This is a genomic window from Nonomuraea rubra (assembly GCF_014207985.1).
Taxonomy (GTDB): domain Bacteria; phylum Actinomycetota; class Actinomycetes; order Streptosporangiales; family Streptosporangiaceae; genus Nonomuraea; species Nonomuraea rubra.
Genome location: NZ_JACHMI010000001.1, coordinates 10,972,262 through 10,985,618 on the forward strand (window position 1 = coordinate 10,972,262; position 13,357 = coordinate 10,985,618).

10 protein-coding genes are annotated in these 13,357 nt (G+C 69.5%); 5 read left to right on the forward strand and 5 right to left on the reverse strand.

The genetic code is table 11. The annotated features are described in order from the left end of the window. Positions 1 to 22: 22 nt before the first annotated feature. Positions 23 to 1,048, forward strand: coding sequence for a DUF8094 domain-containing protein (locus tag HD593_RS50020; protein WP_185109922.1), 1,026 nt, complete (start codon positions 23 to 25; stop codon positions 1,046 to 1,048). A 60-nt stretch (positions 1,049 to 1,108) separates the two neighbouring features. Here the strand turns inward: HD593_RS50020 and HD593_RS50025 are convergent, their stop codons facing one another. The 4 genes from HD593_RS50025 to HD593_RS50040 all read right to left on the reverse strand — a co-directional run bounded on the left by HD593_RS50025 (position 1,109) and on the right by HD593_RS50040 (position 7,656). Then, positions 1,109 to 5,983 (reverse strand): NAD-glutamate dehydrogenase, encoded by a 4,875-nt coding sequence (locus HD593_RS50025; protein WP_185109923.1) that lies wholly within the window; start codon positions 5,981 to 5,983, stop codon positions 1,109 to 1,111. 38 nt (positions 5,984 to 6,021) lie between these two features. Next, entirely contained in the window at positions 6,022 to 6,825 is an 804-nt protein-coding gene (locus HD593_RS50030) for a tryptophan 2,3-dioxygenase (RefSeq protein ID WP_221525363.1), read from the reverse strand. 85 nt (positions 6,826 to 6,910) lie between these two features. Then, positions 6,911 to 7,111 carry an anti-sigma factor family protein gene (locus tag HD593_RS50035; protein ID WP_080042822.1) on the reverse strand — a complete coding sequence of 67 codons (201 nt, stop codon included), beginning with the start codon at positions 7,109 to 7,111 and terminating at the stop codon, positions 6,911 to 6,913. Further along, positions 7,111 to 7,656: a sigma-70 family RNA polymerase sigma factor gene (locus HD593_RS50040; protein ID WP_185109925.1), complete on the reverse strand. Its 546-nt coding sequence runs from the start codon at positions 7,654 to 7,656 to the stop codon at positions 7,111 to 7,113. Before HD593_RS50040 ends, HD593_RS50035 begins: the two co-directional genes overlap by 1 nt. 117 nt (positions 7,657 to 7,773) lie before the next feature. On the opposite strand from HD593_RS50040, the gene HD593_RS50045 reads away from it, so the two are divergent. From HD593_RS50045 to HD593_RS50060, 4 genes are all read left to right on the forward strand, one after another. After that, the gene (locus tag HD593_RS50045; protein WP_185109926.1) at positions 7,774 to 8,421 is read left to right on the forward strand and encodes a DUF4142 domain-containing protein; all 648 of its coding nucleotides are present in this window, start codon (positions 7,774 to 7,776) and stop codon (positions 8,419 to 8,421) included. Then, on the forward strand, positions 8,418 to 9,902 hold the full coding sequence (locus HD593_RS50050; protein ID WP_246547163.1) for a DUF1996 domain-containing protein: 1,485 nt from the start codon (positions 8,418 to 8,420) through the stop codon (positions 9,900 to 9,902). The genes HD593_RS50045 and HD593_RS50050 overlap by 4 nt, the downstream gene beginning before the upstream one ends. 73 nt (positions 9,903 to 9,975) lie before the next feature. Then, positions 9,976 to 10,839, forward strand: coding sequence for a ferric reductase-like transmembrane domain-containing protein (locus HD593_RS50055; protein WP_185109927.1), 864 nt, complete (start codon positions 9,976 to 9,978; stop codon positions 10,837 to 10,839). 88 nt (positions 10,840 to 10,927) lie between these two features. Then, positions 10,928 to 12,502, forward strand: a complete 1,575-nt coding sequence (locus HD593_RS50060) for an NADH-quinone oxidoreductase subunit NuoF family protein (protein ID WP_185112617.1) — start codon at positions 10,928 to 10,930, stop codon at positions 12,500 to 12,502. Positions 12,503 to 12,580: 78 nt separating this feature from the next. On the opposite strand, the gene HD593_RS50065 is transcribed toward HD593_RS50060, so the two are convergent. Beyond that, a complete protein-coding gene (locus HD593_RS50065; protein WP_185109928.1) occupies positions 12,581 to 13,279 on the reverse strand; it encodes a L,D-transpeptidase family protein in 699 nt (232 codons plus the stop codon). Positions 13,280 to 13,357: the final 78 nt, after the last annotated feature.

Sequence of the window (13,357 nt, forward strand, 5' to 3'; positions counted from 1 at the left end):
CGGGCCCGAATAACATGGCGAGGTGCGTGCATACGGTCGGCGTGGGATGCTGGCGCTCGCCGCCGGCCTGCTCGCCGCGGTGACCGCCTGCACCGGCGATGCCCGGACCCCGGCCACCACGCCCGCGGCCGCGGTCACCACGACCCCGCCGCCCTCCCCCGCCGAGCCCGAGGTGACGCTGGCGGAGGCGGCCGAGGAGTTCACCGCCTTCACCCTCACCGACAACGCGCTGCGCGGCCCGGACTGGCGGAGCGAGTTCGAGGGCAGGCTGCGGGAGGCCAGCGACATCACGACAGGCGGCCAGTGGGCGATCACCCAGGCCGCCTACGTGTCCACCGGCTCCAGGCCGCCGCGCCGCCAGTGGGGCGCGCCGACGCTGTACGTGCCCAGGTTCGCCCAGGGCGAGCGGGCGCCCTGGTTCAGCGCGCTGGTGACCCGCGACGGGCGGCAGACGCTGCTGACCTTCGCCAAGTCCGACCGCTGGCGCCTCAGCTCCGCGGCCGAGCTGCTGCCGGGGCAGAGCCTGCCGGAGGTCGAGCTGGACACCGACGGATACGCCTCCAGCCTTGCGCCCGACGACAAGACCGTCACGATCAGCCCGCAGTTCATGGGCCCCGTGCACGCCAGCGTGGCGGAGACGGGCAAGTCCGGGGTCACGGCAGGGCTGCTCGCGGAGGGTCCGTACACGACGGACGTGGCCGAGCAGATCGCCGCGCTGCGCGTCAAGGCCAAGCGCGCTGAGCTGAGCTACGACTCGATCTTCAGCGCCGACAACTTCCCCGTCTACGCCCTGCGCACCGAGGGCGGCGGGGCGCTGATCCAGTATTCGCTGTCGCGGAACAGCACGACGAGAAACGTGCTGGACGAGACGTACAAGATCCCCGTGCCGCCGGAGGCGAGCTGGGCGATTCCCGACAAGACCGTGCGCCTCAACCTGAAGCTGACCGAAGTGCACCAGTACGCGACCGTCGTCCCACCCCTTACCAGGCCCTCCGCGGCATCCGTGATCGCCCACGACGGCGCGCTCACGCGGGCCTCCGGCCAGTAGCCGCCCGCTCCGGCGGGCCGGGGACGGCGGTCGGCCGGCCCCGGCGGCGCGTGACGGAGATCAGGCCTCCGTGTGGGGGAGGTTGCTGGCGGAGACGAGCGTGCGGATCGCGCGCAGCGCCACCGAGAGCGTGGCCAGGTCGAAGTTGTCGCTCTCCCAGATCTCCGACAGCGTCTGGCGCGCCCGGGAGACCGCCGCGGAGTTCGCCTCCGACCAGCGTGCCAGCCGCTCCTCCGGGGGCAGCCCCGGCTTGCTGTGGGCCAGCACGTCACGGGTGAGCGAGGCGTGCGCCGCGTACAGGTCGTCGCGCAGGGCGGACCTGGCGATCGAGTTCCACCGGTTGTCCCTGGGCAGCGCGATGACCCGCTCCCGCAGCCGCGCGAGCTGCAGCCGGTCGGCCAGGTCGAAGTAGACCTCGGCGACCTCGTTGACCGGCCGCCCCGTCAGCGACGAGATCTCCACCAGGTCCAGCGTCGAGTACGCCGGGACCATCCCTGCCACCCGCTCGGCCAGCTCCAGCGGCACCCCGCGGGCCACGAACGAGTCGCGCCGCTCCTCGTAGGCCGCCAGGTCGGGCCCGGTCAGCAGCTTCGGGATGTGCGCGAGCAGCCCGTTGACGCCCTTGACGAAGAAGCTCACGGACCCGGCCAGGTCCAGCGGCGGCCGGCGGTTGACCAGCAGCCAGCGGGCTCCTCGCTCGACCAGCTTGCGGGTCTCCAGCAGCATGGCGATCTGCGTGCCCGTGTCGATCTTGTTGTCCAGCTCCTCCACGGCCCGGTAGAAGCTGGGCAGGTCGAAGACCTCCCGCGCGACCAGGTACGCCCGCACGATGTCAGGCGTCGAGGCCCCGGTCTCCTCGCCGAAGCGGAACATGAAGGTGGTGCCCGCCGAGTTGACCAGCTCGTTCACCACGCAGGTGGTGATGATCTCGCGCCGCAGCGGGTGCTCGTCCATGTACGTGCGGAACCGCTCCCGCAGCGCCGACGGGAAGTAGGAGACCAGCCACGAGGCGAGGTACGGGTCGTCGGGCAGGTCGGACCCGAGCAGCTCGGCGTCGGCCACCAGCTTGGTGTAGGCGAGCAGCACGGAGAACTCGGGCGCGGTCAGCCCCAGCCGGGCCTGGCGCCGCTCGGCCAGCGTCTTGTCCGACGGCAGGAACTCCAGCTCCCGGTTGACCAGCCCGTCCCGCTCCAGCTTGCGCAGGTAGCGGGCGTGGATGTGGAGCATCTCGACGGCCTGCGTACGGGCGCCGTCGAGGACCACGTTCTGCGCGTGGTTGTCGCGCAGCACGAGGTCGGCCACCTCGTCGGTCATCGAGGTGAAGACCTGGTTGCGCTGCTTGTCGGTCAGCTCACCATCGCGGACGACCTGGTCGAGCAGGATCTTGATGTTCACCTCGTGGTCGGAGGTGTCCACGCCGGCGGAGTTGTCGATGAAGTCGGTGTTGACCAGCCCGCCGTTGAGCGCGAACTCGATCCGGGCGAGCTGCGTGAAGCCCAGGTTCCCGCCCTCGCCGATGACCTTGCAGCGCAGGTCGGCGGCGTTCACCCGGAGGACGTCGTTGGCCTTGTCGCCCACGTCGGCATGGGACTCGGAGCTGGCCTTGACGTAGGTGCCGATGCCGCCGTTCCAGAGCAGGTCCACCGGGGCCCGCAGGATGGCGCTGATGAGGTCGTTCGGCGCCATGGAGGCGATGCCGGACGGGAGTCCGAGCGCCTCGCGCATCTGGGGCGTGATCTGGATGGACTTGGCCGTGCGCGGGAAGACGCCGCCGCCGGCGGAGATCAGCTTGGCGTCGTAGTCCTCCCAGGAGCTGCGCGGCAGCTCGAACAGGCGCCGCCGCTCGGCGAAGGAGCGGGCCGCGTCGGGCGCGGGGTCCACGAAGATGTGCCGGTGGTCGAACGCGGCGATCAGCCGGATGTGCTGTGACAGCAGCATGCCGTTGCCGAACACGTCGCCCGACATGTCGCCGATGCCGGCCACGGTGAAGTCGGTGGTCTGGACGTCCACGCCCATGGTCCTGAAGTGGTACTTGACCGACTCCCAGGCGCCGCGGGCGGTGATGCCCATGGCCTTGTGGTCGTAGCCGATGGAGCCGCCGGAGGCGAAGGCGTCGCCGAGCCAGAAGCCGTACTCCTTGGCCACGCTGTTGGCGATGTCGGAGAAGGTGGCGGTGCCCTTGTCGGCGGCGACGACGAGGTAGGTGTCGTCGCCGTCGTGCCTGACCACGTCGGGCGGGGGCACGACCTTGCCGTCCACGAGGTTGTCGGTGATGTCGAGCAGCCCGGAGATGAACATGCGGTAGCAGGCCACGCCCTCGGCGAGCAGTTCCTCCCGCGAACCAGACTTAGGCGGACGCTTAACGACAAATCCACCCTTAGACCCAGTCGGCACAATAACGGTATTTTTCACCATCTGCGCCTTGACTAGGCCGAGAATCTCCGTGCGGAAGTCCTCCATCCGGTCCGACCACCGCAACCCGCCGCGCGCCACTTTCCCGAAGCGCAGATGCACGCCCTCGACCCGGGGCGAATACACGAATATCTCGTACTTCGGCCGCGGCAGCGGCAACACGGTGATGGCCTGCGGGTCGAATTTGAGAGATATGTACGGTTTGCGCTCTCCATCCACCGTCTGGAAGTAGTTGGTGCGCAATGTCGCCTGAATCATCTCCAGGTACGCCCGGAGAATGCGGTCCTCGTCCAGCGAGGCCACCTCGTCCAGCGACCGCAGGATCTCCTCGTTGAGCGCCTCCACGAGGTCCACCCGCACGTCCTCGCCGCGCCGTGGATCGAGCTTGGCCTCGAACAGCCGGACGAGCAGCCGCGCCACCCGCACGTTGTCGCGCAGCACCCGCTCCATGTAGGGCTGCGAGAACGTGCTCCCGGCCTGCCGCAGGTACTTGGCGTAGACCCGCAGGATCTCCACCTGCTCCCAGGTCAGCCCGGCCCGCAGGATCAGCGCGTTGAAGTCGTCGTCCTGCACCCTGCCCTTCCACAGGGCGGCCAGGCCGTCCTGGAAGAGCCGCTTGAAGTCGTTCCTGTCGACCTCGTCCGACGGGGTGTACCGCAGGCCGAAGTCGTAGATCCAGGCGTTCTTGGTGCCGGGGTCGTTGTCGCGGTCGACCTCGTACGGGCGCTCGTCCACGACCTCCACGCCGAGCCGCTGGATCAGCGGCAGTGCCTGGGACAGCGAGATGGGCGAGCCGACCTTGTAGATCTTCAGCCGCCGCTCGCCCTCCGCGGCGTCGTACGGCTCGTAGAGGTTGATCCCCACCTGCTCGCCGTCGCCCGCCTCGACGAGCTGCTCCAGCCGCCGCAGGTCGACCACGGCCACCTTGGGCGGGAAGTCGGCCTTGTACCCCTCGGGGAAGGCGGAGGCGTAGCGCCTGATGAGCGTGGGGGCCTCCTCCTCCGAGGTCATCTCCGTCAGGGCGGTGGCCAGGTCGTCCTCCCAGGAGCGGGTGAGGGCGGCCAGCCGCGCCTCCAGCTCCTCCACGTCCACGCCGGGCGGCGGGAGCTGCCTGCCGCGCTCGCCCCTGACGACCACGTGCAGGCGGGCGAGCACCGACTCGCCGATCATCGCGCTGTAGTCGAGCGACCTGCCGCCGAGCGCCTTGAGCAGCACCTCCTGCATCTTCAGCCGCACCTTGGTGGTGTAGCGGTCGCGCGGGAGGTAGATCAGGCAGGAGATGTAGCGGCCGTAGTCGTCGCGCCGCAGGAACAGCTTGACCTGCTTGCGCTCGCGCAGCCGCAGCACGCCCATCGCGATCGGCAGGAGCTGGTCGACCGAGGTCTGGAACAGCTCGTCGCGCGGGAACGTCTCCAGGATCTCGATCAGGTCCTTGCCGTCGTGGCTGTCGGGCGCCAGCCCGGCCTCGTTCAGCACGCCGGCCAGCTTGCGCCGCAGCACCGGGATGCGGGAGATCGACTCGTTGTAGGCCACGTGCGTGAACAGGCCCAGGAAGCGCCGCTCCCCGATCACCTCGCCCTCCGGCGAGAACAGCTTGACCCCGATGTAGTCGAGGTAGGTGGCCCGGTGCACGGTGGCCCTGGAGTTGGCCTTGGTGATGATCATGAGCTGCTTCTCGCGTGCCTTGGCCCGCACCTCGGCGGGCAGGGCCGAGAAGCTGCCCGAGCCCACCTTGTCGTCGCGCAGGATGCCGAGCGCGGCCCCGGGCAGCGCGCGCAGCGTCTCGCCCTCGTCGGTGTCCTCCAGGCGGTACTCGCGGTAGCCGAGGAAGGTGAAGTGCCCGTCGGCGAGCCAGCGCAGCAGGTCGATGCTGTCCTCGACCTCGGCCGGCTCCAGCGGCGGCGGGTTCATGCTCAGGTCTTCCGCGGTCTGCACGGCCAGCGCCCGCATCTTCCTGAAGTCCTCGACCGAGTGGCGCACGTCGGTGAGCACGCGCTGCAGGTCGGCCTCGATGGCCCTGAGCGCCCCGGGCTCGGACTGGCGGTCGATCTCGATGTGGATCCACGACTCGACCAGCATCTGGCCGGTCACGTCCTCCTGGCCGCGGCCGAGCATCCGGCCCGTCATGTCGCGGCGCACCCGCATCTGCGGGTGGACCACCAGGTGCACGCCGAGGTCGTGCCGGTCGAGCTCCATCGTGACCGAGTCGACGAGGAACGGCATGTCGTCGGTGACCACCTCGACCACCGAGTGCCCGGGGTCCCAGCCGTTCTCGTCCAGCGTCGGGGTGTAGGCCCTGACCACGGCCCTGCCCTGGGGGCGGGTCTCGGCGAGCTGCCGCTGGGACATCGCGGGACCGTAGACGTCAACGGGGTTGCGGTCGAGCAGGTCCTCGGGGGCGACATACCGGTAGTAGAACCGCAGGAAGGCCAGGGCCTCCTCGGGGCTCACATGGTCACTGCCCACCGCGCAACTCTCGGCGGCTCGCTGGAGCAGCTCATCCTTGGCCTCGTCGAGCGGCATATCGCTCTCACTCCTTTGTGAGGGTTTTGCCAACGGGTTCATAGCCAGGCCCTAAGTTCCCACAGCAGCGGGAAGTAGTGCAGGCGTGCCCTACCGCGCAGGTAGGGGGCACCGGTCGAGCCGCCTGTGCCCGACTTGGTGCCGATCTGGCGTTCGACCATCTGGACATGGCGCATCCGCCACAACGCGGCGGTCTCGTCGTGCGTCAGCAGGTCTTCGGCCAGTTGCCACAGGTCGTCGTAGGACCCGCGGTTTCTCGCCACGGCCAGCAGCGAAGTCATGATCTCCTCGTCGGAGACCGGCAGGCCACGCCGGGAGAGGGCTGTCAGGTAAGCATCCCACAGCGTGGGCTCGGCGAGCCTTCGGCGCAGCCGGGCCAGCTCCTCGTCGGAGGCGTGCCGGAACGAGCCGAGGTAGCGCTCGTCACGCAGCCCGGACAGGAACTCCAGCTCGCGGAACTGCACCGACTGGAAGCCGCTGGCGGGCGCCAGCTTGGCGCGGAACTCCATGAAGTCCTGAGGCGTCATCGTCTCCAGGACCTCGACCTGCTCGATCAGCACCCGCTCGACCGCGTGCACCCGCTTGAACAGGTGCCTGGCCTTCCACAGCTCTCCTGCGAACATGGCCTCGCGGGCGCCCTCCAGCTCGTGGAGCAGCAGCTTGAACCACAGCTCGTAGACCTGGTGGATGGTGATGAAGAGCAGCTCGTCCGGAGCCTGCGACTGCGGCTGCTGCTGGTCGAGCAGCTCGGGCAGGCGAAGGTAGCCGCCGTACGACAGCCGACCGCCTTCCTCGCCGAACTGCCGGCGCGGGGGACCGGAAGCATCACCGTCGATGCCCACCGAACACCTCCCCCTGACCGCCCGGCCGCGCGGGGCCGGGCGCAATGCCTTGCTTAACCGATACCACCCGAAAAGGGGACAGACGTCAACGTGACATCGACATGGGCGGATCGTCACCGGAAGTCGAGGAGGGGTCGTTCTTGAGCTCATCGAGCTGCTCGGGCAGCTCGGCGAGCTCAATCAGCTCCGCCTGGCACTGCTCGCACGTGTCGAGGTGGCGTTCGAAGGCCTCGTGCTCCTCTTCATCGAGGACGCCGAGGACGTAGGCGGCCACCCCGTCATGCATCAGCCGGCTACCCCCTTGTCCCGCAGCAGCTCGCGGAGAGCCCGGATCCCGTAGTAGAGCCGGGACTTCACCGTGCCCGGCGGGATCCCCAGAATCTCCGCCGCTTCACTTATCGTACGGTCTCGGAGGTAGGTCTGCTCAATGACTTCGCGGTGTTCTTCGGACAGGGACCGCAGCGCGTCCGCGACGACCATCGCCGATAAGGCGCGCTCCGATCCATCGGGCACCGACATCATGTCGACTTCGGGCGGCTCGACCTCCTGAGGCCGGACGCTCTTCCGCCGACGACCGTCAATGACAATGCGGCGGGCCACGGTCAGCAGCCACGCCCATATGAGGCTCGGTTCCCATTGCAGTCTTGCCGAGTTCCGCCAGGCCCGGACGAGCGTCTCCTGCACCACGTCTTCGGCCCACTGAAGGTCGTTACCTGTTGATTTGCGTACGTGGCGCAGCAGAGGGCCGCCGAACTCCTGGTAAAGCACCGCGATGCGGTGCTCCGCCTCGGCATCCGCACTCTCGAACCTGCCGTCGAGGTGACCTAGCACGGGGCACATCTTTACACCTTCGTTATCCAAGCGGTAGCCACTCCGATAACTCCAGTCATTTCTAACTATTCCCGGCCATGCGTGAACCTGGACCGAGACACCCGCGTACCTCCGACCATGCACAGGCTTTTGCGCGGCGAGATGTTCATGCTCGGCGGCTTCGTCGTAGCCGCCGCCGTGACGATCGCGCTGGTCATGCCGCCGGCGATCGATCCCGCGGCCGCCCAGTGGACGCAGACCTCGTCGGGGCCGCTCACGGCCGCCGACCGCGATCTGCTGGTCAAGGTACGCCAGGCGGGCCTCTGGGAGATGCCCGTCGGTGAGTACGCCCAGACCCGCGCCGAGTCCCAGCGTGTGAAGGAAGTCGGCAAATTGATCATGGAAGAGCACATGGACCTCGACCTGATCACGCGCCAGACCGCGAAGAAGCTCGGTGTGGCGCTGCCCGACGAGCCCAACGCCGACCAGCAGAGCTGGATGGCCCAGCTCGCGGCAGAAAGCGGGCCCGCCTTCGACAAGGACTTCGCGAACCTGTTGCGTGCCGCGCACGGCAAGGTCTTCACCGTCGTGGCAGGCGTACGGTCCGGGACGCGCAACTCAGAGATCAGGAAGTTCGCCCAGGAAGGCATCAACTACGTGATGCGCCACATGGGTTACCTGGAGTCCACCGGTCTGGTCGATCACAACCAGTTGCCCGAACCCCCGACGCCAGCACCCGCTCCACCCGTCGCACTGGCGGTTGAAAAGAGGAGACACACATCATGAGATCCAGACGCATGGCCGCGGCCGTGACCACCCTCGCGGTGGTGGCGAGCGGCCTGGTGTCCGCGGCCGTCATCGGCGTCGGCCCGGTTCTGGCCGACCACTGCGATCCGGCGGAGGCCACCCAGTCACCTCAGGCGAGCCAGACCCAGCAGCCGGATCAGGACCAGGGCCAGGGCCAGCAGCAGGACCAGGGACAGCAACAGGACCAGGGACAGCAACAGGACCAGAACCAGGATCAGGGACAGCAACAGGATCAGGACCAGCAGGGACAGCAACAAGACCAGCAGAACGATCAGCAGAACGACCAGCAGAACACCGGACAGGCCGACGACGAGCAGCAGGCTCCCCAGGGCGGCGGCATCGCGCTGCTCGACCCGGCGCAGCCCCCGGAGACGGACGCTCCCGAGGCTCCCGAGGCCGACGCCCCCGAGCCCGAGCAGTCCGCCGAGACCTTCGGCCGCCGCCGCGGCGGCAACCAGTCCACCCGCACGCCCACCCCGAGCCCCAGCCAGACCCAGAACCCCGACGACGGCGGCGAGCCGTCGCCGACCGGCTCCGCCTCGCCCTCAGCTTCCCCCTCGCCCACCGGGACGGGCGGCGCCGAGGAGGAGTGCGCGGACCTGGGCCCGTTCCCCGAGGACTTCGTGGACATCCGCCAGGTCGCCCCGGTGAACAACAACGCGCGCACCGGCAGGAACGGCTCGCGCGGCACGTTCGTCTCCCAGTGCGGCACCAACCGCAACGGCCACAACAACCCCGACAACTTCATCGTGGCCCCCGGCGTGAGCAACGGTGCGCACCACCTGCACGACTACGTGGGCAACCTGTCGACGGACGCGTTCTCCACCGACGAGAGCCTGGCGGCGGCGGGCACGACCTGCCGGCTGGGCGACAAGTCCACCTACTTCTGGCCGGTCCTCAGGGACCGCAGGTCGGACGCGAACGCCACCGACCCCGACGGCAACGTCGGCCAGGTGCTGCGTCCGCGCTCCGTGACGCTCCAGTTCCGCGGCAACGCCGCCTCCCGGGTGGTCGAGATGCCGAGGTTCATCCGGATCATCACCGGTGACGCCAAGGCGGCCACGAACGGCGGGGCCAACGCCAAGGCCGGCTGGAGCTGCTCGGGATTCCAAAATCGCATAAGTCCCGACAAATACACGCTTTGCCCGCGCGGCAGCCAGGTCCTCCGTATTCTGGACTTCCCCAGCTGCTGGGACGGTCAGAACACCGACAGCGCCAATCACCGCACGCACGTGGTCTTCCCCGGCCAGGGTGGTGCCTGTCCGCAGGGCACCAGGGCGATTCCGCAGCTACGCATGACGCTCGCGTACACCGTGCCGCAAGGTCCCTCGTACGCCGTGGACGCCTTCCCCGAACAGAAGCACAACCCCGTCACCGACCACGGTGACTTCGCCAACGTGATGCCCGACCGGCTGATGCAGTTCGTCGTCTCATGCATCAACCGTGGCCGCCGTTGCTGATCTGAACGTCGTCGCCCTCACGGGCAACGCAGCTCTCCGAGTCGCACCCTCACCCGACCTTGGAGGGAAATACATGCTCCACAGACGACACCCCAGGCACGCCCCCACCCTGCTGGACACCAGGAACGTCCGGCTGGGGGCGAGCGCCTCCATCGCGGCCCTCGTGCTGTCAGTGTTCGCGCTGACCAGGACGGAACGCGGGATCGCGCTGCTCGGCCGCGGGGTCGGCTTCCTCGAGTTCTACGCGGGCGTGTTCGCCCTGGTACTGCTGACCGCGACCATCGCGCTCGGCCTGCTCACCACCGAACGCGTCTTCCTGTCACCGGCCAACCGGGTCAGGGCCCAGCTCGCCCACCGGGCCACCGCGCTCATCGGGCTGGCGTACCTGGTCACGCACATCACGCTCATGATCAGCCTCGGGCACGTGCCGCCGGGGGCGGCGGTCGTGCCGGTCGCGGGGATCTACGTGGGGCTCGGCACCCTGGCCTTCGACCTCATGGTCCTGGCCGTGGTGACGGGAATGCTCAGGGGGCGGTTCGCGACGCGGACCAGGCCGTGGATGTGGCGGATCCTGCATTCGGCCGCGTATCTGGCCTGGCCCGTCGGGATCATGCACGGACTGACGGCCGGCCGCCCGCCGGCCGGCTGGGTGGCCTGGTCGTACGTGGCCAGCATGGCGGCGGTCGGCGGCGCGCTGATCGTCCGCGTGCTGGCGACGGTACGCAGGCCGCCGATCGTACCCGAGAAGGTCGCAGGGCCCGCCGTAACCGCTCCCGCCGCCCTGGGCGTGCCGTCGGAGCGGCCGCTGAAGGCCCCGCAGAAGAACGCGCGCAAGAACACGGAAAGGGCTCCGGTCACGGCCGGAGCGGCGGCGGCAGCCGTCAAGGCGCCCGTCAGCCTCGCCGAGGCCCGCCGCAGATACCGGGAGGCAGGATGACCGTCCGGCTGGTCCGTTGCACGGGAGTGGTTCCCGCATCTCCCGGGGGGCGGCTGTGATCCCGGCCAGGGTGCCACGGGTGTTACGCATGGGTCCGGCCCGGCTGACCGCCGGGCTGGACCACTGCCGTCGGCTCGACCTGCCCGCCCACCGCACGCTTCACGGAGTCATGGAGCCCAGGGAGCTGGGCGAGCTGATCTCGTACGCCAACGAGGTGGACATGCGCGGCAGGGGCGGCGCGGCGTTCCCGTTCGCCCGCAAGCTGCGGGCGGTGGCCGACGCGGCCCGCTCGGGCGGCGAGTGCGTCGTGCTGGTCAACGGCGCCGAGGGCGAGCCGGCCAGCTCCAAGGACGCCATGCTGCTCACCCGCAACCCGCACCTCGTGCTGGACGGCGCGGTGCTGGCGGCCGAGGCGCTGGGCGCCCGCGAGGTGGTCGTCGCCACGGCCGGTGGCGAGGTCGCCGAGGCGTCCGTCACCGCCGCCGTGAACGAGCGCCGCGCGGCCAACGTGTCCGGCGGAGCCGAGAGCCGGGTCCCGATCAGGGTGGTCGGGATCAAGGAGCGGTTCATCTCCGGCGAGGGCGGCGCGCTGGTCAAGGCCGTGAACGGCGAGGAGGGCATCCCGCCGGGCAGGAAGAAACGGGCCGCGACGAGCGGCGTGGACGGGCTGCCGACGCTGCTGTCCAACACGGAGACGTACGCGCAGTTCGCGCTGCTCGCCGAGTACGGGCCGGAGAAGTACGCCGAGGTGGGCACCGCCAAGGAGCCCGGCACGATCCTGCTCACGGTCAGCGGCGGCGCGGCCCACGGCGCCGTCATCGAGGCGCCCACGGGGACGTACCTGTCGGACGTGCTCGGGCTGTGCGAGGCGGAGATCGGCGACGGCGTGCTCATCGGCGGCTACCACGGCGCGTGGCTGTCGGCGGACGTCGTCGAGACGGCCGTGATCTCGCGCGAGGGCATGAAGCAGGCCGGAGCCACGCTCGGGGCCGGGATCATCGTCCCGCTCGGCGAGTCCACCTGTGCCCTGGGCGAGGCCGCCAGGGTCGCCGCCTTCCTCGCGGCGGAGTCCGCGGGCCAGTGCGGCCCGTGCCGGCTGGGCCTGCCCGACATCGCCAAGGCCATGTACGCGCTGGTCGAGGGCACCGGCTCCATCGACGCGGTACGGCGCTGCGTGCGCGGCGTCGAGCGGCGCGGGGCGTGCTTCCACCCGGACGGCACGGCCAAGTTCGTGCTGTCGGCCCTGGACGCGTTCGAGGTCGAGATCGCGCAGCATCTGGAGCAGGGCTCCTGCGGCCGCCCCGTACGCGGGGTGCTGCCGATGCCGGAGCGCGAGGCCGAGCCCGAGTACCGGCTGGAGGTCGACTGGTCCCGCTGCCAGGGGCACGGGCTCTGCGCGCACCTGCTGCCGGAGTTCGTGGACCTGGACGACTACGGGTTCCCGTCGTTCCGGCAGATCCCCGGGTTCATGGCCAAGGAGGCGCGGCGGGCGGTCGACATGTGCCCGGCGCTGGCCCTGCGGCTGGCCCAGACCAACGGCGGCGACCACGGCGGCGGGCCCAAGCCCGCGGGCAGGCCGCTGCGGCTGGTCAAGGACGGCGTGATGAAGAAGGCAGGAGAGAGCGTGCCGCGGCTCACCCGCGTCGGCATCGCACGCGCCTGATCGTGAGGGGGGCGTAACACAAAAAACGGATATTTCGGAAACGGCGCTGATATGAATAAATTTCAGCGCCATTCGACGTCACATAATCGAACCTCGCACATACACCGGCTCGCCGATCTTCACCATTTCGAAGAGCCGCTTCGACGTCGTCAGCGGGACGCGTACGCAACCGTGCGACGCCGGGCGCAGCGGCACCTTGGTCGAGCCGTGCATGGCGATGCCACCGACGAAGTACAGGGAGTTGAACATCGACCCGAGCCGCCCCGTCGTCCAGCCCGGCGCCCGCCGGGCGACGCGGAAGTCGCCGACCGGCGTGACGGCGTTGCCGCAGCGACCGCCCTCGCAGTAACGCACCTCGGCGCCGGACGAGATGTGCGTGATCAACGCCGGCCGGCGGTCGCGGTAGACGGTCAGGAGCTGGTCGCGCAGGCTGATCTCCACGCGGTTCGCGCCGCCGCCCGGCACCAGCGGGCGGCGGCGGGCCGGCCGCTCCAGCGCCGACCACACCCGCGATCCGACCTCGCCCTGCGGCATCATCTTGCGGTGTTTCTGCAGCGCCCACACGGCCATCTTGGTCTGCTCGTCGTAGACGCCGTTGATCTTCCCGAAGTAGTAGTGGCCGCGGTGCAGCTTCTGCTGCAGCAGCCTGACGGCCTCTCCCTTGTCTCCGGGCCGCAGCACGACCCCCGACACCTGACCGGCCTGGTCCGTGTGGTCGGCGGAAGCAGGCGCGGGGATCGCGCAGACAGTGGCGGCAGCGACTCCAAGGGCGGCCATTCTTTGAAGCTTTATCCTCATAAATCAACGCCTACCCGCACCGCCGAGAATTCATGGCTTTTATCAAGCAAAGCCCCG